This is a genomic window from Streptomyces sp. H27-H1 (assembly GCF_026627445.1).
Classification (GTDB): Bacteria; Actinomycetota; Actinomycetes; order Streptomycetales; family Streptomycetaceae; genus Streptomyces.
Genome location: NZ_JAPNLJ010000002.1, coordinates 117,981 through 142,813, shown reverse-complemented (window position 1 = coordinate 142,813; position 24,833 = coordinate 117,981). Strand labels below are relative to the sequence as shown.

Genomic DNA, 24,833 nt, shown 5'->3' with positions numbered 1-24,833 from the left:
GAGGAGCGGATCAGACCGCAATGGGAGACACCTTCTTTCGTTCGTGTACGGGTCCGGTGGTGCGGCCGTCCCCGCGCGCCGACAGGGACACGGCGAGGGCGGCGAGCAGGGCGAGGGCGACGGCGGGGGCCAGTGCGGCGGACGGTGCCCGCTCGACGTAGTCGGCGGATTCGTCGAGCAGCAGACCCCACTCGGGCGACGGGGGCTGGGCGCCGAGCCCGAGGAAGCCGAGCGAGGCCAGGGCGAGTGCGATGCTGGGCAGACGCAGGACCGCGTGGCGGGCCACCGGCCCCGCCACCGACGGCAGCACGTGCCGGGTCAGGATCCAGAGCGGGCCGGCGCCGATCGCCCGCTGGGCCGGCAGGAAGCCGGAGGCCCGGACCTCCTGGGCGAGCGCGGCAGCGTGCGCGGCCAGTGGAGGCCAGAAGATCAGCGCCACGGCGAGGGCCGCGCCACCGGCGCCCGGCCCCGTCGCGGCGGCCACCAGAATGCCGGCGATCACCGGGGGCAGGGCATTGGCGATGTCGGACAGCCCGGCGGCGACGTTCGGCAGGAATCCCAGGGCGAGGCCGACCACGTAGCTGAGCAGGCACACGGCGGCGGCCGTGCCGACCGTGGAGGCGGCCCCGTGCCCCAGCCGGGCCAGCACGTCGCGGCCCAGCGCGTCGGTGCCGAGCGGGTGCCCCGGGGAGGGCGCGGTGAGCCGGGCGGCGGTGTCGATGGCGTACGGATCCCGCAGCAGGCCCCAGCCGATGACCCCGACGAGGACCGCGGCCAGGGCGACCGGGACGGCCGGGGGGACGCGCACGGGATGCGCGGCGGGCAGCGTGAGGGCCGCGTCGCGCAGCGCGGGACCGAGCAGGCGTCGGCGCAGCACGGCCGACAGGGCGCCCACCACGAGGCCCAGCGCGAGCAGGGCGAGGACCGAGCCCTGGAGCAGCGGCAGGTCCTGCGATTTGGCCGCGCCGAGCGCGGTCCGGCCGAGTCCGGGGATCGCGAAGACCGTCTCGACGGCGACCGCGCCCCCGGTCAGACCGACCGAGACCATCCCGAACTGGGGAACCAGCGGCGGCAGAACGCGCCGCAGCGCGGCAGCCGCGATCCGGCCCCGACCGACACCCGCGCCGCGCCAGAGCTCGACCCAGCGCTCCTCCATGACGGCGGGCAGCGCGTCGGCGACCAGCCGGCCGAGGAGGCCGCCCGCGGGAATCCCGAGGGCGAGCGCGGGCAGCACGAGGTGGGCCGGGCCGGTCCAGCCCGAGGTGGGCAGCCAGCCCAGCCACACGCCGACCCCGATCAACAGGAGTGTGGAGAGCAGGAATTCGGGGAGGGCGGCGACCATCGCGGCCGCCGCTCCCGAAGTGCCGCGCTGGCGGATCAGGGTGGGAGCGGCCAGTGCCGACCCCACCAGCAGTGCGATCAGCAGCGCGGCGGCCATCAGCGCCAGCGACACCCGCAGTCCGGCGGTCACCGAAGGCAGGACGTCCGTGCCGGACACCCAGGACGTCCCCAGGTCCCCCCGGACCAGCCCGGCCGCCCACTGCCCGAGCAGACCGAGCGGTCCCGCGTCGAGCCCGAGGTCCGCGCGGATGGCTCCCAGGGCCTCTGTCGTCGGTTCCTGCTCGGCGGACCTCGCGCGGAGCAGGCTGAGCGCCGGGTCCGTGCCGGACAGCCACGGCATCAGCCCGACGGCGCTCAGCACGGCGGCCAGTGCGACCGCCCGCGCCAGTCCCGCTCTCACTTGACGTACGTGTCGAGCGTGACGAGTTCGCGCTCGCGCGGGTCGTGCGCGGCGCCGCTGACGTTCGCGGCATCCCCCTGGATGACCCGCTCGTGCAGCATCGGCACCGCCGCGTCCGTGGCCAGTACGGCCGCCTCGGCGGCGATGATCGCCGTGCGCCGCGCGTTGCCCACCGCCCCCAGTGAGGCGGCGGTCAGCTTCGCGTCGACGGCGGGATCGGCGAGTTGGGCGATGTTGAAGGAGCCCTCGCTCGCGAAGTCGCTGTAGAGGTACGCCGCCGCGTCACCGGAGTCCAGGACGGTGGCCCGGGACAGGACGAACGCGTCGAACTTCCCGGCCAGGGCGTCCGCTTCGATGTGGGAGTACTCGCGCACGTCGAGCTTGACCTTGAATCCGGCGGCCTGGAGCTGCTGCTGGAGGATCTGCGCGACCTCGGGCAGTTCGGCCCGGTCGGTGAACGTGCCGATCGTGATCTCGGCACCGCCCGGATTGCCGGCCGGTACGCGCTGAAGGGGCCCGCGCAGCTTCGAGGCCCACGGCAGGGCCGGCCCGAGGAGGCCATGGGCGACGTCGGCCCGTCCCTCGTAGACGCTCCCTATGATCTTGCCGGCGTCGATGGCCCCGCGCGCCGCCGCGCGAAGCCCCGCGTCCTTGAAGGGGCCGCTCGCGGTGTTGAGGTAAAGGGTGTTCGTACGAGGCATCGGCACCTGGGTGATCAGCTTCTGGTCGAGCAGCTTGGCCTGCGAGACGGGTACCGCCTCAACGATGTCGGCCTCGCCGCTGCGCATCGCGGCCGCCCGGGCGGTGCCGTCGGGCACGTACTTCACGTCGATGCCGGCCGCCTTGGCCTTGCCGCCCCAGTGGCCGTCGTAGCGGTTGAGCGTCGCCGTGGCCGTGCCGCCCGCCTTGACGAGCTCGAACGGACCGGTCCCGGTGCCGACCGGGTTCACCGTCTGGCCCTGGTAGGCCTTGGCGGCCAGGATCGACAGCTGCGGCGAGCTGAGGCGCTGCGGGACCAGGGGGTCCTCGACGGCGGTGGTGACGGCGACGGTGTGCGCGCCGAGGGCCTTCACGGAGAGGTCCACGCCGTCGAGGATGCGGGGCTTCGGCATGGCGCTCGCGGCGGCGGTCAGTGACTTCACGACCGACTCGGCGGTGAGGCCGGTCCCGTCGTGGAAGGTCACGCCCTCGCGGACCGTGAAGGTCCACGTTTTCGCGGACTGCTTCCACGCGGTGGCGAGCGCGGGCCGGGCATTGCCGTCCGCATCGAGCTTGACCAGCGTTTCGGCGGTGGACCAGCGCGACAGCTTGAAGGCATCGTCCGAGAGGGGCGACAGCGCGGAGCGCGGCGGCATCATCATCGCGACGCGGATCCGGCCGTCGCCGGAGCCGCCGGAGCTGCCGGCGCTCGAGCCGCCGTCCACGAAACAGCCGGTGAGCACGAGGGAGGAGCCCAAGGCGATCGCGGGCAGGGGTCCGCGGCGGAATATGAGGGAACTTTCGGGCAGGTGCAACGGGGGTCCCCAAGCGGGAGGTGAGGTGCGGTGGTGACCCGGACGTTAGCATAATGACAATCATGTTCAAAAGGGCGCCCGGGTCTAGCCCTGCGCGGCCCACCGCGCCAGCGTCTCGAAGTCCGCGGGGAGGAGGCCGATGCGCTCGTCGATCCGCATCAGCAGCGCCCGTGCCGCGTGCAGCTGGTCGACGTACGCGTGGTCCATGGTCGTGATGTCGTCGTCGATCCACGCGAAGGGCCTGCTTCCCGCGTACTCCAGGACGTACTGCGTCTTCCAGAAGGTGCCGCGCGGCGCCCGGCCGTGCATCGACGGCCAGTCGATGAACGGAAGCCGCGGCAGGCCCAGGTGGGGGCCTATCCAGTCGTTGGCCTCGTCCTTCCATGTCGTGGCCCAGACGAGCTCGTAGTAGTCGGCGAGCGCGAGCAGCTCGGCCCCGTGGTCCGGATTCAGCCAGACCCGCAGGGGCTTCGGGCTCTCCGCCCCCGTCCAGCCCGTCGGGCGCATTCGGTGGGTGCGGTACCCCTCGGGGCGCCGCTGGGGCTTGGCCGCGTAGGGGTTCAGCGGGCTTATGCGGGCATGAGACATGTCCCGCCGAGCTTCGCGGACTCTGGGGGGACCTCCCGTCTCGCGACGGATGAGTGTCCAACACAGGGGATGGAGGCGCGTGGTCGGACCCGGCAAAATGGCCGGATGATCGGCAACCGGATCACATACCGCAAGGCGGACGGCGTCCGTATACCCGGAACCTGGCGTCACGCCTTCATTTGCAACGGTGGGACGTTCTTCCTGACGGACCTGGTCATCTACGCCGACGGGCTCATCGACTGTTGGGGCCTGGTCACCATCGATGAGTTCGAGCAGAAGCTACGCTGCGGCTGGGTGGCCACCGACCTCCCGGAGGGCGCTGAGGCGTCGGCCCACGGCCTGGCCTCGTGGCGCTTCGGTGAGCCGCGTACGTGGCTCACCCCAGAGCTGCTGCTCGCCGAGGTGCGGGACACCGTCGACGAGTTGAACGGTCGCCCCGATTCGACCGCCCGGTGCCTGGCCGCCGTCGACGTGTTTCTCGCCGACCGAACCGAGGAGAACCGAGCCGCCACCCTCGCCGCCTACCTGGCCATCCCCGAGACCCAGCGCCACTATGCGCTCGGCGACATGGACCGTAAGGACTGGCCGCTCCAAGTGCTGGTGGCCGGGCCGGGGGACGTGACGGAGCGCTGGTCCGACGAGCCCGTCTCCCAGGAGGTGTACGACGAGGCTGTCTCCTACTTCGAGGAGCGCGCCAGGCTGATCGCCGAACGGCCCTCCCGGATTCCTGCGGACGGACCGACGACGCCGCACGCACCGGCGATCCACCTGTACCACTCGTACCCGCGGCAGCGTGTCGAGGACCCCGGCAAGGTGGCTCTGCGCAGCGACTACCCCGCGCCCATCGACATCAACGGCATCACCTACTCGTCCGTCGCACATGCTTATTGGGCTTTGTCAGTCGCTGATTCCACGGCGCAATCCGCCATTGCAGTGGCGGATACCGCATACGCCGCCCGCAAGCTGGCGGCCGACGCCACTCAGCGCGAGGGTTGGGAACACGCCCGCAGCGCCATCATGATCACACTCTTGCGCGCCAAGTACGCCCAGCACCCAGACCTGGCAGAGATCCTTCTCGCAACAGACGACGCCACGCTCATTTACGACGATGCCGATTCCACCTTCTGGGGCGACAACGCCGGCCGCGGCCGCAACTGGATCGGCCGTCAACTCGAACTCGTTCGCTCCGAACTACACGCGAAGCGTGCCGGAATCATGTAACGGATGGCGCCTCGCTCCTCGCTGGGGTCGGCTTTTCGGCATAGGGAGTTGTCGGGCAGCATGGGGCTATGAACTCAAATCCACCGGTGCCTCGTGAGGTGAAGGTCATCGATACGGCCTCACTGCTCAGGCTGGAGGAGCGGGCGGGTGAGCTCAGCCTCAACCAGCGGTTGGACCCAGGGTGGGTGATGGCGAACGCGGCGCCCGATGGTGCCCACTACCTATGGCCAGCCCTCTGGAACAGCACTCCCCATCGCCCAGACATTCCGAGGCAGCTACGGTGCGAGCTGTTGATCACGCTGTGCGCGGGAGCTCATGTGATGAGCCTGCTGGACATTCTTCCCGACGACTTCACCCCGCTGCCGAGGGTGACTTCGCGAGACGAAGGCATGTGGGTCAGCCGACTCTTGGACAGTTCGCCTTCGGTCAGGGAATGGCTTCTGAGGGAAGGTGAAGGCTCCGCAGGCCGCCTGTGACAGGCGGCGCCAGCACAGAGTTCTTACTGGTCCGTCGTAATGCGGGACCGCACTGGGAGTGGGCGGATGTTCCCACGGTCTTGGAGGGCTGCGCGGAGGCGCTGGATTTCGTCGTGCTGTTCGGCGAGCCGGGACAGCGCCAGCGCTTTGAACTCGGACGCCTCCTCCTTCATTCGGGAGAGCCGCCCCTTCAAGCTGGATACCTCGGCTTTGAGGCGGTCGATCTGGGCGAGGCGGGGGTCCGGCTCGCCGGTGGCTCCTCGGGCCCTGCCCATCCGGTTCTCGAACTCTTCCTTGATGTGGGGGTAGGTGCGGTACAGCGTCGCCCGGGGGACAGCGGCGAGGATGCTGAGCGACTTGATGTCGCATCGCAGGCCCTCGGGGATGTCCCCGGCCAAGAGCTGATCCATGGCGGCCTTCAAACGACTCTCCGCGTTGGCGTGGCGGTCATTGGGCACTGGGAGTCTCCCTACTGGCGACGGCGGCGTCGATGGATTCCACGATCCGCATGGATCGCTCGTAGGCCTGCTGGGCACGTTGACGCTCCGGCACGGACAGCCGGGGGTCGCCGAGGAACACAGCTCGGGTGTTCTCGGCGTGGTCGGCCCACGCTTGCCGGTGCTGAGGGTGATGGGTGGCTTGGGGGCAGCGCGCGGAGTCGCACATTCCGAGCAGAGGCTCGCTGGTCTTCGGAGTGCCGGCCATGTTGAGGCACAGGGCCTTGGCGGGGTCGGTGAACCAGCAGTAGTTCGCCACACCGATGTGAAGGGTCTTCGCCTTGGTCTTGAGGAGTTTCTCCACGCGACGGTCGTCAGCGACGGTGGCGGGGCCGGCGTCGTGTCCGGCGAGGGACACATCCACGCTCTGGAAAGCGGCGACCAGGTCGCGTGCGCCTCGGCCGGAGGGCAGGATGCCCTGCTGGTAGTCGTGGTAGGCGGCTACCGTGAGCCGGGTGTGTTCGACATCCTCTTCGGCCCGGGCCTCGGCGAGGAACACGGCCTGGTGGCCGCCCGGTCGGGCTAATGGTGCACTCGGGTATTGGAACTCTCTGAATGCCCCAAGCTCATGGATCCACGAGGTCCCGAGTGCCCGGTGTAACGGCGTCCGAGGCGGCATAGAGGAACTCCAGAAGTTTCCCGTAAGCGTTGCTGCCAGCTCTATCCCGTTCTGATGCGTGTTGCGTCGTTTCCGTTCCGCCATCTACCGCGTGCAGCCAGACCATGACTGCGCTGAAATGTGGGGCCAAGGCGCCAGTTGCCGCCATCGCTGCGTCCCTCATCGGGCTGGGGCCTTCGACGTAGACAACACTCAGCAGTCGGTCGAGCGGGCGGTGCAGAGCACGTGCTTCATTCCAAAGGCGACGGGCGGCTTGGCGGCGCTCTTCTCGTTCTTCCGGAGGGTCGCTCGCTGTGATGCCTCCGAGTTTGATACCCGCTTCGGTGAGCGTTCCGTGTACCAGGTTCCAGCCTTCAGCAAAGGCCACGTACGCGCTCTTGCGTGATTCGCGGAGCGCACGAGTCCGTTCAGCATCTATCTGGAGGCGTGCTTGCCCCATCTGTGACTCAGACTGGATCTTGGCCTGTTGTTCTGCCTTCCGTCCGGTGATCCATGCGGATGCCGTAGCGCCGAGTGCGCCGACAGCGGCGCCGATGACTCCACCGAGGAGCCCTGCGAGTCCTGCGTCCATGGGGTGAGTCTGGTGGGTGTCGGCCAGACACTGCCAGTGTCTTGCGAGTTGCCGATACGGACACTCAATCGGGTAGCGGTGGGGTCCGGCGGCTGATGTCTGCGGCGTAGGCGGCCCAGTCTCCGGCGGATGCCTTCTGCCACTGGACTGCGACGGTGATATGGATGCCGAGCATGCGGGCCAGGATTGCGGCCGGGACTTCTTCGGCGAGGGCGAACAGGGCCGTGGACCGGGCCTGGCCGGGTTGGATTCCGACGGCGATCAGCCGTAGGCCGAGCCGGTCGGCGCTGACGTGCTGGCCTGGGCGTTGACCTGGAAACAGCCAGGGCGTCTGGTCGGCGTGTCCGACCACTGTGTAGGGGCGGCGTGTTGCGATCAGGTCGAGAACCAGCGCGGCGAGCGGTTCGGGTAGGACGGCCGGGGAGGTTCCCAGCTGGATCGAAATGAATCGCCCCGGGTTTGATGGAGACATCGAAGACCCGGAAGGATGCCGATCATGGCTGCTCCCCGTAAATACCCCGACGAACTACGCGAGCGCGCGACGCGTCTGGCGGTCGAGGCCCGCAAGGACCCGGTCGGCCGAGCCGGCGCGATCAAGCGCATCGCCGACCAGCTCGACGTGCATCCTGAGGCCCTGCGGGGATGGGTCAAGCGGGCTGAGACCGACGAAGGCATCGTGCCGGGGACCACCAGCGCCGAGGCTGCCCGGATCGCGGAACTGGAACGTGAGGTGAAGGAACTGCGGCGGGCGAACGCGATCCTGAAGTCCGCCTCGGCTTTCTTCGCCGCGGAGCTGGACCGTCCACTGCGATGAAGGTCGCCTACATCGACCAGCACAAGAAACTGTTCGGCGTCCAGCCGATCTGCGACGTCCTCGCCGAGACGGACGCGCCGATCGCGCCGAGCACGTACTACGCCGCCCACACCCGCGCGCCGTCGGCCCGCAGCCGACGCGACGAGGAACTCACCGACGAGATACGCCGCATCCACACCGCCAACTACGCCGTCTACGGAGCCCGCAAAATCCATGCCGCCCTGGTGCGCGAGGGCTTCACGGTGGCCCGCTGCACGGTCGAACGCCTCATGCGACAGGCCGGACTGCGCGGGGTGATCCGGGCCAAGAGCCCGCGCACCACCCGCCCCGCACCCGAGACCGACCGGCCCGCCGACCTGGTCGAGCGGCAGTTCACCGCCACCGCCCCCAACCAACTGTGGGTCGCGGACATCACCTACATCAGAACCTTCTCCGGCTGGGTCTACGCCGCCTTCGTCATCGACGTCTTCTCCCGCACGGTCGTCGGCTGGCAGGTCGCCACCAGCCTCTACACCGTCCTCGCCCTCGACGCACTGGAGACGGCGATCTGCCGCCGCCGGCACACCGGCGCCGACCTCAGCGGCCTCACACATCACTCGGACCGCGGAGTCCAGTATCGAGCTCTGCGCTACACCGAGCGCCTCGAACAGGAGGCCGCCGTGACTTCGGTCGGTTCCAAGGGCGATTCGTACGACAATGCCCTCGCCGAGGCGTTCAACAGCCTGTTCAAGGCCGAGCTGATCCGCAACAAGGGCCCTTGGACGTCCATCAACGACGTCGAGATCGCCGTTGCCGAGTACATCGACTGGTTCAACCAGCGACGCCTGCACGGCGAACTCGGCCACATCACCCCTGCCGAACACGAAGCCGCCCACTACGCGGCCGAACCCCCTGCATCACTCCAGAAAACCAGCTAACTCACTCTCCACGAAACCCGGGGCTTGACACCTGGGTGGTGGCGACGCTGGCATGGCCAAGGAGGTCCCGCAGGACCAGCAGGGGATCTGCCTTGGTGAGGTAGAGAGCCATGGCGTTGTCATCGTCGGTGTCGAGGACGAGGCGGGCGGCCTGCTGGTAGTAACCGCGCACCAGCCTTTCCAGGGTGCCATGGCCATCGTGTGGCGTGTCATATGGGGGTGGACGTGCGGAAACGCGGGTTCCCACCGGTCGCGGATGCGGACGGAGGTTCGACGGAGGGTGGTCGCCCAGTCCAGGAACGGTGAGCCGTCGGACTGGACGGCGAGGAGGCCGCTCCCGCCGCCGGGGCCGACGAGGCGGAGTCGTTCGGTTGGGGTGAGCAGGTGCCAGCGACGGTAGGTGCCGTTGAGGTAGGCGCCCTCGTATGTCGGGTCTTCTACGTGGAGCGCGTGGGCGGGGTGCCATCGGGAGCCGTCCACGTGGGCGGCCCGCTCCAGCGTCGCGTAGTCGTGGACGCGGGCCAGGGCGTCGTACTCCACCCAGGTCTGTCGGCCCTTGCTGCCTTTGGTGGTCGGAGGCGCGAGCGACAACGGAACGGGGACGGCGGTGTGCTGGCGGGGGAGAGGCGGGATCTCCCAGGGCGTGAGGAGCCGCCATTCTCGAAGCCGCAAGCCGGTGGAGATGGCAAGCGAGCCGCCGGCAGCGTTCCTGCCGGTCTCGCGGCCCCGAAACGTGTGATCGGGTTCGCCGTCCGGGCCGTTGCCCGCGAGAGCGTTGAGCAGCAGATCGGAGTACGGCCGCTCCAGGTACTTCCGGGTGGCGTGCCGTCTGGCGCCCCGTACGGTTGCGAGGTTACGGGCGGTCTCCATTCGTACGCCGTCAGGGCGCAGGTAGGAACCCATGGCGTAGGAGAACGGCACCTGCTGACAGTGTCCTTCGCTCACGGCCCACTGGTAGAACACTGCGATGGTCTTGACCGCCAGGTTCCAGCTGGACGCGCCAAGCCGAACCTCCAGCGGGCCGGACAGGCGGTGCTCGGAGTACAGGGACAGGCCATCTCGCAGCCGCTGGCGGTCGGAGAACAGAGCGATGCCATGGGCGGACAGGAACTCGACCCAAGGCTTCAGTTGTAGGGCGTAGGTCTTCCATGAGCTCGCGGCAGGGGCTCTCCGCTGATCGGTAGCTCTCGCAGCCAGCGGTTGACGAACGTCGCCGGGCGGGGACCGTTCTCGTCTTCGAAGCGGAGATCATCGTCCACGAGAACCGGCATGTCGTCGCGGTTGAGCGGTGGCGAGGCGAGGTCCCAATCCTCCCCACCAGCTTTGGAGAAGTAGAAGAGAATCACCGTTGCACGCTATGTGGGACACATTCAGATGTGCCTGATATCTACGAAACTGGCAGCCATGTGATGGTTGTTGATGCAGTTCGACCGTAGTGGTGTCTCGAAGTGACAGTTCCGCTGTCACCGGCGTTGGCGGGCGCGGTCGTGGAGGCTGCCAGCGGCTTGAGTCTCCGGCAGGTCTGCGCTTCGTAGGTCCAGGTGTTGCCGAGGCTGTGGCCACCCCGACGGATCATCTTGCCTGGATGGACGTGGGACTACCCCGGCCTCGGTCGGGACGCACTCCCGTTCACGGCCATGGCGATCACCGGCGATCTCGGAGGACGCTCACTCGCTGGCGGCCTGCCAGCGTGTGGTTCAGTGGGTAGTGGTTCTGGTCCAACTTCTATGGACACGCCGTGTGACGGACGACCGTCCTCCAGGCCCTGCCCGAAACTGATTTGCCTGCTGTTGCCGAGCTGCGATGATGCCTCTGTTTCCCAGGCGGAGGGCAGTTGTTCGTTTTCGTGTGTGCGGGGTGTGGCGCTGAGCTGACTGCTCCGCTGTCCCAGGTCGTCCTGCCGGTCCACGCCCATCAGAAGTACGGGAACGGAATTCAGCTCCCGGTGCTCATGGAGTCGGGTACTTTCGCCGTGGACTCAGAGCCCTGGGGGCCGCCGTGGCGGCCGTGGGAGGAGATCCATCCGGACGAGGCGGCCGCCCGCGGTGTCTACGCTCCGGTCTACGCCCTGTCCGACGGTGCACCTGGCGCGATCGTCGTCGCGCCCGGCGATGCCCGCGGCACCGTGCTGATCCCGGAGAATCGCGGAGGCGGCTACTGTTGCGGCCTTGATGGGGCCGACGGCCCCAACGTGGCCTGCGTGGAGTGTGCCCTGCCCGTGGCGAGCCGGATCGACGACTGCTCGCTCTGGCAGGCGATATGGCTCGCCCCGAACGCCGTGCGCCGCCTTCCCGTCGACGGCGCTGACGCCGCACCGCTTTCCTGGGCGGAACTGATGGCGGAAGGGAAGGGCACGCCCCCGTTCGAGCCGATCGTCACGTGGGGGTCGAGGATGGGGGCGGGCCACTGGTCGAACCACTTGTGGACGTGGAGCCCGCAGTGGGAGGCGGCGGCCGGCCGGGCGCTCGCCCACCTGCTGGCGGCCTCGGAGGGCCGGCCCGTGATCGTCCCGGACGGCTTGGTCGGGGAGGTGTTCCAACGCGCGCTCGATGCCATGCTGCCCGCGGGTCCGCAGGCGCGGCGCGCCGTCTTGGCCGGACCGGGACGGTCGGCTCCCGGCGGGGACGCCGATATCGTCCTCGTGCCGTCCCATCCGCAGACGGGGGAGGTCTGGGCTCCGGCCGACCCGGCGGCGTACCCGGTGCCGCTGCCGTTCGAGGTATGGCTATGGCTGGCCTTCCCCGAGCCGGACCTGCCCGTCCCAGCGTCGGGCGGCCTACCCGACGGCGTCCTCCGTGACGACTTTGATCCGCCCGCGCCGCGCCCGCGTCACCTGTTCCGGGCCGATCCGGAGGCGTTCCGGAACACCCTGGTTCGGCTGCCGACCGTCCGCAGCCCTTGGCTGCGCGAGATCCTCGATAACCTCACGCCGCATATGCGGGCTGGCTTCTTCTAGCCCGTGACCCGGTCGTGGTCGGCTGGGCTGCCTCTGCCGAGTCGAGCCGGGCCGACGGTACGGCCCAGCTACGACCTGGCGAACACGGCAGCCCACAGACTGACCCATGCGTAACTCAAGGTGGCCCCTCCACGGAACCTGAGCCAAAACCGCTTCTCACCTACGCAGCCAGGAGTGAGACACGGGCACGGACAGGGCGTAGCGGGCGTGGTCGGGCTGGCCAGTGAGACAGAGAGACAGGATCAAAGCGCACAGGTAAGCGGGCCGTCCACGTCGATCATCAGCAGGGGCTTGGGGCTCATTTCGGCATGCTTCCTTATCCGTGCCCGGAGGGGCAGCTCATTTTTCGATGAGACAACGACGTCTCATTCGGGTTATGGTTGTCTCATGGCCATGGATCGTGATCAGGTGCTCCGCGCCGCCGCCGCCCTGCTCTCCCGCAAATCGACCGCCACGATGGACGAGGTCGCCCGGGCCGCCGGCATCGGCCGCGCGACCCTCCACCGGCACTTCGCCGGGCGCGACGCCCTCGTACGGGCGCTCGAAGCGTTCGGGATCCGGGAGTTCGAGGCGGCCTTCGACAACGCCCGCCTCGACGAGGGCACGGCGATCGAGGCGATCAAACGCCTCGTCGCCGAAGCGGAGCCCAACGCCGAGCTGCTGGCCTTCCTCGTCACCGAGAACCAGCTCTTCGAGGGTGAGCAGGTCAATGAGGGCTGGGCCCGGCTCGACGCCCGCGTCGGCGCGCTCTTCCGGCGCGGCCAGCACGAGGGCGACATCCGGATCGACCTGAGCCCCGCCTGGCTCACCGAGGCCCTCTACGGCCTCATCGGCACCTGCGCCTGGGCCGTCATGGACGGCCGGGTCGCGGCCAAGGACTTCTCGTACATGATCACCGAGTTGCTGCTCGGTGGCGCAAGACGGAGTGTGGAGAAATGAGCCGTACAGAACAGCTGACCCGGACGAAGGGGGCGCAGGGCCGGAGCCCCGGGCGCTGGCTCGCGCTCTCCGTGCTCGTCCTGGCCGTCCTGCTGGTCGCGGTCGACGCCACCGTACTCGGTCTCGCCACGCCCGCCCTCAGCGAGGACCTGAAGCCCACCGGCACCCAGCTCCTGTGGATCGGCGACATCTACTCCTTCGTCATCGCCGGCCTGCTCGTCTCCATGGGCTCCCTCGGCGACCGCATCGGCCGCAAGAAGCTCCTCCTCGTCGGCGCGACCGCCTTCGGCGCCGTCTCGGTCCTCAACGCCTACGCCACCAGCCCCGAGATGATGATCATCGCCCGGGCGCTGCTCGGCGTGGCCGGCGCGACCCTGATGCCGTCCACCCTCGCGCTGATCCGCAACATCTTCCACGACCCCAAGGAGCGCAGCCTCGCCATCGGCATCTGGGGCGCCACGGCCTCGGCCGGCGCGGCCGTCGGCCCGGTGGTCGGCGGAGCCCTGCTCCAGCACTTCTGGTGGGGCTCGGTCTTCCTCATCAACCTCCCCGTGATGATCGTCCTGGTCATCGTCGGCATCAAGCTGCTGCCCGAGTCCAAGAACCCGGTCGCCGGCCCCTGGGACCTGTTCAGCGTCGGCCTCTCCCTCGTCGGCATCATCGGCGTGGTCTACGCCGTCAAGCAGGTCGCCACCCACGGCATGGGCTGGGAGGTCTGGGCGGCCGCCGTCATCGGAGCGGGCGCTCTGTACACCTTCGTACGGCGCCAGTTCACGCTGCCGGCCCCGCTCCTCGACATGCGGCTGTTCAAGCACCGCGGGTTCTCCGGCGCGGTCCTCGCCGACCTGCTCACCGTCTTCGGGCTGTCCGGACTGGTCTTCTTCCTCTCCCAGTTCCTCCAGCTCGTCCAGGGCCGCGACCCGCTCGAAGCGGGCCTCGCCGAACTGCCCGCCGCCGTCGGAGCGGTGGTCACCGGCCTGGTCGCGGGCAAGTACGCCCGCAAGTACGGGGTACGGGCCCTGGTGACCGGAGGCCTCGCCGCCATCGGCATCGCGTTGGCCGCGCTCACCGTGATCCACAAGGAGACCGGCTACCCGCTGCTCGGCGCGGCCCTGCTCATCGTGGGCCTCGGCGCCGGCTTCTCCTTCACCGTCACCGCCGACGTGATCCTCTCCAGCGTGCCCAAGGAGCAGGCCGGTTCCGCCTCGGCCGTCTCCGAGACCGCCTACGAACTGGGCGCCGCCCTCGGCATCGCCCTGCTCGGCTCGGTCGTCACCGGCGTCTACCAAAGCTTCACCGCCCCCGCCTCCGTCACCGGACCCGTCGCCGACGCCGCCCACGAATCCCTCGGCGGCGCCGTCGAAGCGGCCAGGTCACTGGATCCGCAGACCGCCCAGCAGATGCTCGGCGCCGCCCAGGAGGCCTTCGTGGACGGCCTGCGGCTCGCCTCCGGCGTGGGCGCCGCCGTCTTGCTGGCCACGGCAGTGGCCGCCTGGTTCCTGCTCAAGGGCCAGGAGCTCCAGGACGGCATCGAGCACTGACGTCACGCCAGGGGATGCTGTACCGCGCGGAGTTGACAGTCCGCGGAAGCGCGGGACACCATCCCCGCGATGGAGATCACCGATCTGACCCCGGCCGAACGACGCGTGTGGGACGCCTTCCCGCGCGGTGAGCGCCTCGACTTCCAGGAGAGCCCGGACGAGGACTCCTCCGAGGGCTTCGGCTGGGGCCCGGAGCGGACCGTACGGGCCGAGGTGCTCGCCGCCCTGCTGCTGAACGGGAGTTCCGCCACCGGCCAGGTCGCGGTCCTCAACGTCAAGGGCATCCGGATCACCGGCAAGCTGGACCTCAAGTACGCCGTCGTCAACCACGCGATCCGGCTGCGCGGCTGCTGGTTCGAGCGCAAACCCGTCGTCTACGGGGCCAGGTTGCGGGTGCTGTCACTGTCCGAATCGACGCTGCCCGGACTGACCGGATCCACCGTGACCGTGGACGTCGAGCTGCGGCTGTCCTGCTGCCGCATCACCGGCCCGGTGCGGCTGGCGGGAGCCCGCATAGCCGGCGGGCTCTTCCTCACGAAGGCCGTCATCGGCACGCCCGGCGGCCCGCAGGAGGGCGAGGAACCCCCGCTCCAGTTCAACCACGCCTACATCGGCACCGACGTCATCGCCCCCTGCCTCACCGTCCACGGTCAGATGAGGATCAACGGCGCCACCGTCGGCGGCCAGGTCAACCTCGACGACGCCCGGCTCCTCGCCCCCGGCGGGACCGCCCTGCACGCCGAGACCCTGACGGTCGGCACCGACCTGCGCGCGATGCGGCTGGAGGCGCGCGGCCGGGTCAACCTCAGCGGCTCCCGGATACCCGGCCAGCTCAACCTCGCCTACGCCCGCCTCATCAACCCCGGCGGATTCGCGCTGCGCGCCTCCAGCTGCGTGGCCGGCGAGGTGTGGCTGCGCTCGTGCCCGACGATCCAGGGCACGGTGAACCTGCGCCGGTCCCAGTTCGACCTGCTGCACATACCCCCCGGCACCTGGCCCCGGCAGATCCGCGTCGACGGGCTGAGCTACCGCACCCTCGCCCCGCACCTGCCCGCCGAGCAGCGGCTGCCCGCCCTGGAGCGCGAGGAGTCGGGCTACCTCCCGTACGCCTACGAGCAGCTCGCCGCGGCCTACCGTACGGCCGGGGACGAGGCGGGCGCCCGGACCGTGCAGCTCGCGAAGTTGCGGCGGCACCGCCACACCCTGCCCCGGCACGCCCGGCTCTGGGGGCTGATCCAGGACGCCACCGTCGGCTACGGCTTCCGGCCGCTGCGCGCGGCGGGCTGGCTGCTGGCGCTGCTGGTGACGGGGACGGTCGCCTACGGCCTCCACCCGCCGAAGGAGCTCAAGGCGGGGGAGTCGCCGGAATTCAATCCGGTCTTCTACACGATCGACCTGATGCTGCCGATCATCGGTTTCGGCCAGGAGGAGGCGTTCGCGCCGAGCGGCTGGTACCAGTGGCTGTCGTACCTGCTGATCGTGATCGGCTGGATCCTCGCGACGACCACCGCGGCGGGCGTCAGCCGGTCACTCCAGCGGCAGTGACCCGGGCCCGGGCTCGGGCCCGGGCCGCGCGGGTCAGGCAGCCTTGGCCTTGGTCGCGTACATGTCCACGTACTCCTGGCCCGAGAGCCGCATGACCTCGGCCATCACCGAGTCGGTGACGGCGCGCAGCACGTAGCGGTCGCGGTCCATGCCCTCGTAGCGGGAGAACTCCATCGGCTCGCCGAACCGGACGGTGACCCGGCCGGGGCGCGGCATGCCGGCGCCGCCGGGCTGGAGCTTGTCGGTGCCGATCATCGCGAAGGGGACGACGGGGGCGCCGGTCATCAGGGTCAGGCGGGCGATGCCGGTGCGGCCGCGGTAGAGGCGGCCGTCGGGGGAGCGGGTGCCTTCGGGGTAGATGCCGAAGATCTTGCCCTCTTCAAGGATCCGGCGGCCGGTCATCAGGGCGGCGACACCGCCGTTGGCACCGTCGCGGTCGACCGGGATCATGCCGGCGCCGGTGAAGAACCAGGCCATGGCCCGGCCCTTGACGCCCTTGCCGGTCACGTACTCGTCCTTGCCGATGAAGTGGACCGTGCGGTCGCACACCAGCGGCAGGATCATCGAGTCGATGAAGGTGAGGTGGTTGCCCGCGAGGATCACCGGCCCGGTGCCCGGAATGTTCTCGATGCCCTCGACACGAGTGCGGAACATCAGGCGCATGACGGGTCCGACAGTGGCTTTGATCAGGCGCGTACGGAACAACGTGGGCCCTCCGGCATCGAAAAGCGGGGTTCTCGCACCCACCACGCGGCGGTAGTGCAGGTGAGGACGATACTCGCGGGTCCGCCCTGATCGCACATCGGGTTCACGAGGTGGATACGCAGTGTTGACGCGTGTTTCCGCCATGTTCCGCCCGCGCACCCCCGCCCGCCACCACCGTTTGCCTACCATCGGCACGCGAAAACGGGCCGTAGGGCCCCGGAGATCCCGGGATGCCCGGCCCTTGTCCGATGGGGAGTGGCAGTCATGACGCAGGGTGGCGCAGCGCGGCGCACGGTACTCGGCGCGGCGGTCGTGGCGGCGGGCGGAGCCTTCGGAGCGCTCTGCGCGGGCGCCGGGACGGCCGCGGCGGCGCAGAGCGGTCCCGGAGCGGGACCGGGCGGCGGTTCGGGGGGCGGCCCGGGCGGCAGGTACCGGGACCTGCCGACGCCGACCGTCATCGGACACCGGGGAGCCAGCGGCTACCGGCCCGAGCACACGCTCGGGTCCTACCAGCTCGCGCTCGACCTCGGCGCCGACATCGTCGAACAGGATCTCGTCCCCACCAAGGACGGCCACCTGGTGTGCCGCCACGAGAACGAGATCGGCGGCACGACGGACGTCGCCGACCACCCCGGGTTCGCCTCCCGCAAGACCACCAAGACGATCGACGGGATCGCGGTCACGGGCTGGTTCACCGAGGACTTCACCCTCGCCGAGCTGAAGACCCTGCGCGCGAAGGAACGCATCCCCGCCATCCGCCAGCGCAACACGCTCTACGACGGCCGCTGGGAGGTCCCCACCTTCGAAGAGGTGCTCCGCTGGGCCGACCGGGAGGGCCGGCGGCGCGGCAAGCGCGTATGGCTGTACGTCGAGACCAAGCACCCCAGCTACTTCCGGGGCCTGGGCCTCGGCCTGGAGGAGCCCCTCGCCAAGCTGCTGCGCCGCTACGGGCGCGACGGCCGCGACGCCCCGGTCTTCCTGCAGTCCTTCGAACCCTCCAGCATCCAGCGGCTCTCCCGGCTGGTCTCCGCCCCGCGCGTGGTGCTCCTCTCCGCGGCGGGCACCCGCCCGTGGGACTTCGAGCTGGCCAAGGACCCCCGGACGGTCGCCGATCTGGTCAAGCCCGAGGGGCTGAGGTGGATCGCGGGCTTCGCGCAGGGCATCGGGCCGACGATGGACCTGATCCTGCCGCGCGACGCCGCCGGCAGGCTCGGCGCCCCGACCACCCTGGTCGCCGACGCCCACGCCCGGGGGCTGATCCTGCACCCCTACACGGCACGGAACGAGAACAGCTTCCTGCCGGCCGAGTACCGCAAGGGCGCCGACCCGACGGCGTACGGGGACGCCTTCGGCGCTTTCAAGACGTACTTCGAGCAGGGCATCGACGGCATCTTCACGGACCAGCCCGACACCGGACTGCTCGCGGCGCAGGCCTTCCGCCCGGGCCGCGCCGCCGACCGCTAGGCCGCGTCGGGACACCCGTGCCACCGGCGGGGATCGTGACGGTGGACCACGAACGGAACCGGATTCTCCAGGCTGAACCCCTAGCGCCTGATCGCGTCAACGGTCAGGCGGAGCTTCTCGTACGAGTGGGCCGTGCCCGGAGGGGAAACCGCCGGGCACGGCCTTCGCGTCCCGCCCGGCATGGACCTGCTGAAGGCTGATCTCACCGATGTGTTCGACAAGCTCCGCCCGCTGCTCAGCGCCGAGGCGGCCGCGGAGACCGCGGGCACCGGGGTGGACGCCGCCGACCTGGAACAAGCCGTCTGGGTCAGGCTGCTGGAGCACCGGCGCATCCCGTCGGAACCCGCCGACTGGCTGCGCCGGGCGGTGCGCGGGGAGGCCCGCCGGGCGCGGCGCCGGGCCCGGCACGAAGTCCCGTACGGCCACCGCCAGCACTCCGGGACCGGCGGGGCCGGCGTGGGGGCCCGTACCAGCACGGGCGAGGAACCGGAAGACGCTCTCCTGCACCGCGAGGACAACCGCGCACTTCGATCGGCGGTCGCCCGGTTGCCAGGAAGGTGTCCGGAGCTCATGAGGGCACTTCTGTCGCCCAGGGACCTCACCTACCGTGAAATCGCAGGAGAGTTGGGTATCTCACAAGGAAGTTTGGGGCCCGTCCGTTCCCGATGCCTGGGATGTCTGCGCAGAATGCTGGCCGTAAAGGTTGCGGCTCCCGACCTGCGGGGAATGGAGCGGTAGACCAGAAGGCCACCAGGTGAGCGGGAGGCATGCGCACATGGGCATGAGCGTGACGATTTCGGCGGCAGCTGCCGAGGATGCCGAGCAGATCATCAAACTGCAGTATCTGGCGTTCCAGAGCGAGGCCGAGCTGTACGGCAACTACCGCATCCAGCCGCTCACCCAGTCCCTCGACTCCCTCAAGGCGGAGCTGGCCTCGGACACCGTCCTGGTGGCCCGCCTCGGCGACGAGATCGTCGGAGCCGTGCGCGGCACCGTGGACGAAGAGGGCACCGGCAAGATCGCCAAACTCTGCGTGCACCCCCGGCTCCAGGGCCACGGGCTCGGTGCCCGGCTGCTGAACGCGGTCGAGGCGGCCCTCGCGGGCCGCGTCGGGACCATCCGGTTCCGGCTGTTCACCGGCCACAAGAGCGAGTCGAACCTGCGGCTCTACCGCAAGGCCGGCTACACCCAGGTCGGCGGGCGCACCGCGTCCGACGGCGTCCGCCTGGTGATCCTGGAGAAGGAGGCCAAGGAGGCCACCGACTTCGCGGTCAGCGCCTAGCGCTCACCGCCACCACTCAGCGCTTGGCGCGGAGCCAGAGCATCCCGGTGATCGGCAGGATCACCGGGATGAACAGGTACCCCATCCCGAAGTCCGACCACACGGTCGCGTCGGGGAAGGCCTCGGGCCGCGCCAGGGTCCAGGTGCCCACGACGAGTACACCGGCCAGCTCGGCGGCGCAGCAGATCCGCGCCGCCTTGCGGGCCGTCTCGCCTCCGCGCACCAGCGAGTACGTGATGAAGGCGTAGACCAGGGCTGCCACGGCCGACAGTGAGTAGGCGAGCGGCGCCCGGTCGAACTCGGTGGAGATCTGGTAGATCGAGCGCGAGACCGCGCCGACGGTGATCACTCCGTAGAACCAGACGAGCAGCACCCCCGGTCCGGTGACCAGGCGCCCCCGCCCCGCCGGAGGGGTGGCGGTGTCCGTGGCGTCCGTGTCGGTATCAGGCACCGGTGCTTCCCCAGATGTCGTAGAGCCGTACTTCGAGCACGGCGAGGACGACCGCTCCCGCGGCCACCGTCACCGAGCCCCATTTGGTCCGCTCGCTCAGCGAGAGCAGCCCCGCGGCCGGGATGGCCGCGAAGGCGCCCACCAGATAGGCCAGGAAGAGCACGGTGCCCTGCCCGGGCTTCTCGCCGCGGGCGAGCTGGACCAGTCCGACCACCAGCTGGGCCAGGACCAGTACGGTCACCACGGCCATGCCGATGAAGTGCCAGTCCTTGGTCGGCTGGTCCCGCCAGGCGGCGAAACCGCACCAGGCGGCGAGGGCGAGTGCGGCCACGCCGATGGCGACCGTCAGGGCGTCGAGCATGCAGCGAGGGTATTACGGGCCGAAAGACCCGATGCGCGCACCCCTGCCCCGGGGCTTTCCTTGAAGGCATGAAGCTGCTGCATGGGAAGCTCGGCCCGCAATTCGACGCGCTGCTGTTCGACAACGACGGCACGCTCATCTCCTCGATGGAGTCGGTGCACCGCTGCTGGACCTTCCCCCAGGCTCCGTCCGGGGGGACCCCCGGGGCCCGGGAGTACGGGATCACCGAGGAGGCCTTCGCCGCGGTCGAACTCCACGGCCGCCCGGAGTCCTTCCTGCTGGCGGCCGCCCGGCTCGGCGTGGACCCGGCCCGTTGCGCGGTCTTCGAGGACGCCCCGGCGGGCCTGGCCTCGGGCCGCGCCGCCGGGATGACCACCGTGGCCTTGACCACAACGCACACGGCCGCCGAGCTCGACGCGGACGTGGTCGTACGGGACCTGTCGGCCGTGTCCGTGCTGGTCGGAGCCGATGGGGTGACCATCGGGACGGACGACCGCCCCTGACCGGTGCTGTCCGGTATATGGTCGAAATCCGTCCGCTATTCGGACGTCTTTGATCGGTCATCGGGTTCGTCTGGTTTACTGGGGCCATGACCACGACGAGCAGCCGCACCCTTGCGACCGAGGCGACGATGACGCCCGGTGCTCGTTGTATGTGTCGAATGTGCGCCTTCTGAGGGCCCCTGCCCCAGGTCTCACGCCCCGAAGCGAGACCGGCCGAGCCGTTTGTGGCACCCCCGTGTGAACCCGGACCGCTCCTGCCCCGCGCATGCGCCGACCCCGTCGTTTTCCGACGGTTCGCCCCGTATCGCGTCCCCAGATGTTTGCCCCGTGCCCGGCACCCGCTGCGCCGCGCACTCGACAGCGACGGAAATCCTGTGATCACCACATCGGGCCTCACGAAGGTCTACCAGTCCCGTGGCCGCGAGGTCACCGCCCTGGACGGCGTCGACCTCCACGTCCGCCAGGGCGAGGTCTACGGAGTCATCGGCCAGAGCGGCGCCGGAAAGTCCTCCCTGATCCGCTGCGTGAACCTGCTGGAGCGCCCCACCACCGGCACCGTGTCCGTCGACGGGGTCGACCTCACCGCCCTCGCCGGCCGGGGCCGCCGCGCAGGCAAGGAGCTCCGCGAGGCCCGCAGCCGCATCGGCATGGTCTTCCAGCACTTCAACCTGCTGTCCTCGCGCACCGTCCAGGGCAACATCGAACTGCCCCTGGAGATCCTCGGCGTCTCCGGCCGCGAGCGCTCCCGCAAGGCGGCCGAACTGCTCGACCTCGTCGGCCTCGCCGACAAGGCCAAGTCCTACCCCGGCCAGCTCTCCGGCGGCCAGAAGCAGCGCGTCGGCATCGCCCGCGCCCTGGCCGGCGACCCCAAGGTGCTGCTCTCCGACGAGGCCACCAGCGCCCTGGACCCGGAGACCACCCGCCAGATCCTCCAGCTGCTGCGCGACCTCAACCGCCAGCTGGGCCTGACCGTCCTGCTCATCACGCACGAGATGGACGTGGTCAAGTCCGTCTGCGACTCGGCCGCCCTCATGCGGCAGGGCCGGATCGTCGAAGCCGGCACCGTCTCCGAGCTGCTGGCCACCCCCGGATCCGAGCTCGCCCACGAACTGTTCCCGCTGACCGGTTCCGCGACCACCGCGGAGCACACGGTCATCGACGTCACCTTCCACGGCGAAACCGCGACCCAGCCGGTCATCTCCCAGCTGGCCCGGACCTACAACATCGACATCTCGATCCTCGGCGCTGCGATGGACACCGTCGCCGGCCGGCAGATCGGCCGCATGCGCATTGAGCTGCCCGGCCGCTACGACGACAACGTCGTACCCGTCGGCTTCCTGCGCGAGCAGGGCCTCCAGGTGGACGTCGTAGAAGCGGACGGGCAGTTCACGGACGCGGACGCGGATGCGGAAACAGGCGTGGAAGCGGACAGGGACATCAACGGCGAACTGGCCGAGCTGGTCAAGGATGGTGCGAAGTGACCTGGTCCGAAATGCAGCCGCTGCTCACGCAGGGCACCTTCGACACCCTCTACATGGTGTTGTGGTCCGCCCTGGTGACCGTCCTGGGCGGACTGCCCATCGGCATCCTGCTCGTCCTCACCGACAAGGGCGGCCTGCTCCAGAACCGCGCGGTCAACAAGATCCTCGGCGTGATCGTGAACATGGGCCGCTCGCTCCCGTTCATCATCCTGCTGATCTTCCTGATCCCGGTCACCACGGCGATCGTCGGCACCTTCATCGGCCCCACCGCCATGATCGTGCCGCTCGCCATCGGCGCCATCCCCTTCTTCGCCCGGCTCGTCGAGACCGCCGTCCGCGAGGTGGACCACGGCCTGATCGAAGCCGTCGAGTCCATGGGCGGAGGCATCCCGACCCTGGTCGGCAAGGTTTTCCTCCCACAGGCGCTGCCCTCGCTGATCGCGGCCGTCACCACCACCGTGATCACCCTGATCGGCTACTCCGCCATGGCCGGCGCGGTCGGTGGCGAAGGCCTCGGCTCCAAGGCCATCACGTACGGCTTCCAGCGCTTCGAGACCGGCTTCATGATCGCCACGGTCGTGGTGCTGATCGTGCTCGTCACGGCGATCCAGCTCATCGGCGACGGCGTGGTACGCCTCCTCGCGCGGCGCGGTCGGACAGCCTGAACCCGGCCTGAGCCGGACATTCGCCAACTTTTCCCAAGAAAGCCCGCACTTGTCGTGCTTGGGCCGTCATCCATAGAGCAAGACGCAAGAAAGGCACTCTTCGTGCGCAAGAACATCAAGCTCACCGCCCTCGCCGCCACCGCCGCGGCCGCGCTCACCCTCTCCCTGAGCGCCTGCGGCAGTTCCTCGGACCCGTCCTCCACGAAGGCCGACGGCGGCAAGACCGATGAGAGCAAGCCCCTGATCGTCGCGGCGTCCCCGTCCCCGCACGCCGACATCCTGAAGTTCGTGCAGGACAACCTCGCCGCCAAGGCCGGCCTCAAGCTGGAGGTGAAGGAGTTCACGGACTACGTCCTGCCGAACACCGCCACCCAGCAGGGCCAGGTCGACGCCAACTACTTCCAGCACGTGCCGTACCTCGACGACTTCAACAAGAAGAACGGCACCGACGTCGTGCCCGTCGTGAACGTGCACCTTGAGCCCCTGGGCCTGTACTCCAAGAAGGACAAGGCCCTCACGGACATCAAGGCCGGCCAGACCATCGCCGTCCCCAACGACCCCACCAACGAGGGCCGCGCGCTCCAGCTGCTCGCCGCGAACAACCTCATCACCCTCAAGGAGGGTGTCGGCACCGCCGCCAAGCTGTCCGACATCACCGACAAGAAGGGCCTGGAGTTCAAGGAGCTGGAGGCCGCCACGGTCCCGCGCGCCCTGAACGACGTGGACGCCGCCGTCATCAACGGCAACTACGCCATCGAGGCCAAGCTCGTCCCCGCCAAGGACGCGCTCGTCCTGGAGAAGGCCGAGGGCAACCCGTACGCCAACATCCTCGCGGTCAAGAGCGGCAACCAGGACGACCCGCGGGTCCAGAAGCTCGCCAAGCTCCTGAACTCCGACGAGGTCAAGAAGTTCATCAACGAGAAGTACCAGGGCTCGGTCATCCCGGCCTTCGGCAAGCCGGCCGCCTGATCCCGCCGGTGACACCGGGCCGGTCCCCCCGGTCCGGCCCGGCCGGCCCCGTACGCCCCAACCGGTGTACGGGGCCGGCCGCTGCCCGCTCCCGGGCAGCCCGGCCCTGCACATCCCCAGGCCGATGCTGCATGCTGTGGCCTAAGCCCCGCGGCCGCGGTCCGCAGATACGGTCCCGCGCCACGGACGCCCCGCATCACGGTCGCACCACGGTCTCAGGCTTGGAGCTGCGCATGACTACCACCTTCCCGGACGTCACCATCAGCACGGACCGGCTGGTGCTGCGCCCCTTCGAGGAAGAGGACGTCACCGCGCTCGCCGAGATGATGAACGACGAACAGGTCACCGCCTGGACCTCGGTACCGCACCCCTACACCCACGCCGACGCGGTCACCTGGGCCACGAAGACCGCCCACGCGGAGCGCACCGGGGGCCGCGGCATCGTCTTCGCCGTCACCGAGTTCCTCACCCAGCGCCTGGTCGGCATCGTCCACCTGCAGGACACCGACTGGCGCACCCGCGCCACCGAGGTCGGCTACGTCACCGCCCCCTGGGCCCGCGGCGAGGGCTACGCCAGCGAGTCCGTCCGGGCCGTGGCCCGCTGGCTCTTCACCGACCAGCGCTTCGAACGCCTCGAACTGCGCACCGCCGCGGACAACACCGCCTCCCAGCAAGTGGCCCAGAAGACCGGTTGCATCAGTGAAGGGGTCCTGCGCAACGCCTGCATAGTGCGTACCCAGAACCCCGACGGCTCCTGGGCCGACACCCGCAGCGACCTCATCGTCTGGGGCCTGGTCCCCGAGGACCTCGACGAGGACGCCGACGACTACTCCGACGGCTACGGAGACGGATACTCCGTCGGCTACGCGGACCCCCGCGCCGAAGGGCCCGACGGCTACCGGATCCACCCCTCCGACGCGAACGGATACGCCGTCTCCTCGGACCGGAACTGACCCGATGACCGGGTAGTCTCACCGTGCCCGACCCCCTCGACGAAGCTTCGCCCTCCTCCG

General features: G+C 69.6%; 26 protein-coding genes and 1 other annotated feature. Of the genes, 14 read left to right on the top strand and 12 right to left on the bottom strand.

All coding sequences use genetic code 11. From position 1 onward, the window contains the following. Positions 1–10 precede the first annotated feature (10 nt). The 3 genes from OTB20_RS02465 to OTB20_RS02455 all read right to left on the bottom strand — a co-directional run bounded on the left by OTB20_RS02465 (position 11) and on the right by OTB20_RS02455 (position 3,843). Positions 11–1,681, bottom strand: coding sequence for an ABC transporter permease subunit (locus tag OTB20_RS02465; RefSeq protein WP_267815084.1), 1,671 nt, complete (start codon positions 1,679–1,681; stop codon positions 11–13). Between the two features lie 56 nt (positions 1,682–1,737). Next, the gene (locus OTB20_RS02460) at positions 1,738–3,249 is read right to left on the bottom strand and encodes an ABC transporter substrate-binding protein (protein WP_267815083.1); all 1,512 of its coding nucleotides are present in this window, start codon (positions 3,247–3,249) and stop codon (positions 1,738–1,740) included. 90 nt (positions 3,250–3,339) lie between these two features. Further along, positions 3,340–3,843 (bottom strand): hypothetical protein, encoded by a 504-nt coding sequence (locus OTB20_RS02455; protein ID WP_267814848.1) that lies wholly within the window; start codon positions 3,841–3,843, stop codon positions 3,340–3,342. Positions 3,844–3,948: 105 nt separating this feature from the next. On the opposite strand from OTB20_RS02455, the gene OTB20_RS02450 reads away from it, so the two are divergent. Continuing rightward, positions 3,949–5,064, top strand: coding sequence for an NADAR family protein (locus OTB20_RS02450; RefSeq protein WP_267814847.1), 1,116 nt, complete (start codon positions 3,949–3,951; stop codon positions 5,062–5,064). Positions 5,065–5,563: 499 nt separating this feature from the next. On the opposite strand, the gene OTB20_RS02445 is transcribed toward OTB20_RS02450, so the two are convergent. The 4 genes from OTB20_RS02445 to OTB20_RS02430 all read right to left on the bottom strand — a co-directional run bounded on the left by OTB20_RS02445 (position 5,564) and on the right by OTB20_RS02430 (position 7,699). Continuing rightward, positions 5,564–5,998 carry a hypothetical protein gene (locus OTB20_RS02445; RefSeq protein ID WP_267814845.1) on the bottom strand — a complete coding sequence of 145 codons (435 nt, stop codon included), beginning with the start codon at positions 5,996–5,998 and terminating at the stop codon, positions 5,564–5,566. Continuing rightward, positions 5,988–6,536, bottom strand: a complete 549-nt coding sequence (locus OTB20_RS02440) for a hypothetical protein (RefSeq protein WP_267814844.1) — start codon at positions 6,534–6,536, stop codon at positions 5,988–5,990. Before OTB20_RS02440 ends, OTB20_RS02445 begins: the two co-directional genes overlap by 11 nt. A 67-nt stretch (positions 6,537–6,603) precedes the next feature. Then, on the bottom strand, positions 6,604–7,227 hold the full coding sequence (locus tag OTB20_RS02435) for a hypothetical protein (protein ID WP_267814843.1): 624 nt from the start codon (positions 7,225–7,227) through the stop codon (positions 6,604–6,606). Positions 7,228–7,291: 64 nt separating this feature from the next. Beyond that, positions 7,292–7,699 (bottom strand): hypothetical protein, encoded by a 408-nt coding sequence (locus tag OTB20_RS02430; protein WP_267814842.1) that lies wholly within the window; start codon positions 7,697–7,699, stop codon positions 7,292–7,294. A gap of 24 nt (positions 7,700–7,723) precedes the next feature. Here OTB20_RS02430 and OTB20_RS02425 point away from each other — a divergent pair. Next, positions 7,724–8,958 (top strand): IS3 family transposase gene (locus OTB20_RS02425; protein ID WP_267814841.1). Its coding sequence is split into 2 segments (ribosomal slippage): positions 7,724–8,003 and positions 8,003–8,958, totalling 1,236 coding nucleotides; the frame shifts between segments, so codons are not numbered across the junction. After that, positions 8,002–8,130 (top strand) — a sequence feature (AL1L pseudoknot). Its footprint overlaps the gene before it by 129 nt. Before the next feature lies 1 nt (position 8,959). On the opposite strand, the gene OTB20_RS02420 is transcribed toward OTB20_RS02425, so the two are convergent. Together OTB20_RS02420 and OTB20_RS02415 are read right to left on the bottom strand one after the other, a co-directional pair. Beyond that, positions 8,960–9,130, bottom strand: coding sequence for a hypothetical protein (locus OTB20_RS02420; protein WP_267814840.1), 171 nt, complete (start codon positions 9,128–9,130; stop codon positions 8,960–8,962). Between the two features lie 952 nt (positions 9,131–10,082). Continuing rightward, the gene (locus tag OTB20_RS02415; RefSeq protein WP_267814839.1) at positions 10,083–10,304 is read right to left on the bottom strand and encodes a hypothetical protein; all 222 of its coding nucleotides are present in this window, start codon (positions 10,302–10,304) and stop codon (positions 10,083–10,085) included. 488 nt (positions 10,305–10,792) lie between these two features. Between OTB20_RS02415 and OTB20_RS02410 the strand changes: the two genes are divergently transcribed. The 4 genes from OTB20_RS02410 (at position 10,793) to OTB20_RS02395 (ending at position 15,939) form a co-directional block, all read left to right on the top strand. Further along, the gene (locus OTB20_RS02410) at positions 10,793–11,914 is read left to right on the top strand and encodes a hypothetical protein (RefSeq protein WP_267814838.1); all 1,122 of its coding nucleotides are present in this window, start codon (positions 10,793–10,795) and stop codon (positions 11,912–11,914) included. Between the two features lie 387 nt (positions 11,915–12,301). Further along, a complete protein-coding gene (locus OTB20_RS02405) occupies positions 12,302–12,853 on the top strand; it encodes a TetR/AcrR family transcriptional regulator (protein WP_267814837.1) in 552 nt (183 codons plus the stop codon). Then, on the top strand, positions 12,850–14,394 hold the full coding sequence (locus OTB20_RS02400) for an MFS transporter (protein WP_267814836.1): 1,545 nt from the start codon (positions 12,850–12,852) through the stop codon (positions 14,392–14,394). The genes OTB20_RS02405 and OTB20_RS02400 overlap by 4 nt, the downstream gene beginning before the upstream one ends. A 69-nt stretch (positions 14,395–14,463) precedes the next feature. Further along, entirely contained in the window at positions 14,464–15,939 is a 1,476-nt protein-coding gene (locus tag OTB20_RS02395) for a membrane-associated oxidoreductase (RefSeq protein WP_267814835.1), read from the top strand. 33 nt (positions 15,940–15,972) lie between these two features. On the opposite strand, the gene OTB20_RS02390 is transcribed toward OTB20_RS02395, so the two are convergent. Then, positions 15,973–16,593, bottom strand: a complete 621-nt coding sequence (locus OTB20_RS02390) for a lysophospholipid acyltransferase family protein (protein ID WP_267814832.1) — start codon at positions 16,591–16,593, stop codon at positions 15,973–15,975. Between the two features lie 315 nt (positions 16,594–16,908). Between OTB20_RS02390 and OTB20_RS02385 the strand changes: the two genes are divergently transcribed. The 3 genes from OTB20_RS02385 (at position 16,909) to OTB20_RS02375 (ending at position 19,390) form a co-directional block, all read left to right on the top strand. Beyond that, complete coding sequence (locus OTB20_RS02385) at positions 16,909–18,108, top strand: glycerophosphodiester phosphodiesterase (protein WP_267814831.1); 1,200 nt, start codon at positions 16,909–16,911, stop codon at positions 18,106–18,108. Positions 18,109–18,288: 180 nt separating this feature from the next. Then, positions 18,289–18,846, top strand: coding sequence for a sigma-70 family RNA polymerase sigma factor (locus OTB20_RS02380; protein WP_267815082.1), 558 nt, complete (start codon positions 18,289–18,291; stop codon positions 18,844–18,846). Positions 18,847–18,883: 37 nt separating this feature from the next. Beyond that, positions 18,884–19,390 carry a GNAT family N-acetyltransferase gene (locus OTB20_RS02375; RefSeq protein WP_267815080.1) on the top strand — a complete coding sequence of 169 codons (507 nt, stop codon included), beginning with the start codon at positions 18,884–18,886 and terminating at the stop codon, positions 19,388–19,390. A 16-nt stretch (positions 19,391–19,406) separates the two neighbouring features. Here OTB20_RS02375 and OTB20_RS02370 read toward each other — a convergent pair whose 3' ends face one another. Next, positions 19,407–19,841 (bottom strand): hypothetical protein, encoded by a 435-nt coding sequence (locus tag OTB20_RS02370; RefSeq protein ID WP_267756845.1) that lies wholly within the window; start codon positions 19,839–19,841, stop codon positions 19,407–19,409. Then, positions 19,834–20,202 carry a hypothetical protein gene (locus OTB20_RS02365; protein ID WP_267814829.1) on the bottom strand — a complete coding sequence of 123 codons (369 nt, stop codon included), beginning with the start codon at positions 20,200–20,202 and terminating at the stop codon, positions 19,834–19,836. Before OTB20_RS02365 ends, OTB20_RS02370 begins: the two co-directional genes overlap by 8 nt. Positions 20,203–20,270: 68 nt before the next feature. Between OTB20_RS02365 and OTB20_RS02360 the strand changes: the two genes are divergently transcribed. The 5 genes from OTB20_RS02360 (at position 20,271) to OTB20_RS02340 (ending at position 24,773) form a co-directional block, all read left to right on the top strand. Then, complete coding sequence (locus tag OTB20_RS02360) at positions 20,271–20,705, top strand: HAD-IA family hydrolase (protein ID WP_267814828.1); 435 nt, start codon at positions 20,271–20,273, stop codon at positions 20,703–20,705. Positions 20,706–21,079: 374 nt separating this feature from the next. Further along, on the top strand, positions 21,080–22,186 hold the full coding sequence (locus tag OTB20_RS02355) for a methionine ABC transporter ATP-binding protein (protein ID WP_267814827.1): 1,107 nt from the start codon (positions 21,080–21,082) through the stop codon (positions 22,184–22,186). Continuing rightward, complete coding sequence (locus tag OTB20_RS02350; RefSeq protein WP_267756841.1) at positions 22,183–22,851, top strand: methionine ABC transporter permease; 669 nt, start codon at positions 22,183–22,185, stop codon at positions 22,849–22,851. Before OTB20_RS02355 ends, OTB20_RS02350 begins: the two co-directional genes overlap by 4 nt. Before the next feature lie 102 nt (positions 22,852–22,953). Continuing rightward, a complete protein-coding gene (locus OTB20_RS02345; RefSeq protein ID WP_267814826.1) occupies positions 22,954–23,820 on the top strand; it encodes a MetQ/NlpA family ABC transporter substrate-binding protein in 867 nt (288 codons plus the stop codon). A 233-nt stretch (positions 23,821–24,053) separates the two neighbouring features. Next, on the top strand, positions 24,054–24,773 hold the full coding sequence (locus OTB20_RS02340; protein ID WP_267814823.1) for a GNAT family N-acetyltransferase: 720 nt from the start codon (positions 24,054–24,056) through the stop codon (positions 24,771–24,773). Positions 24,774–24,833: the final 60 nt, after the last annotated feature.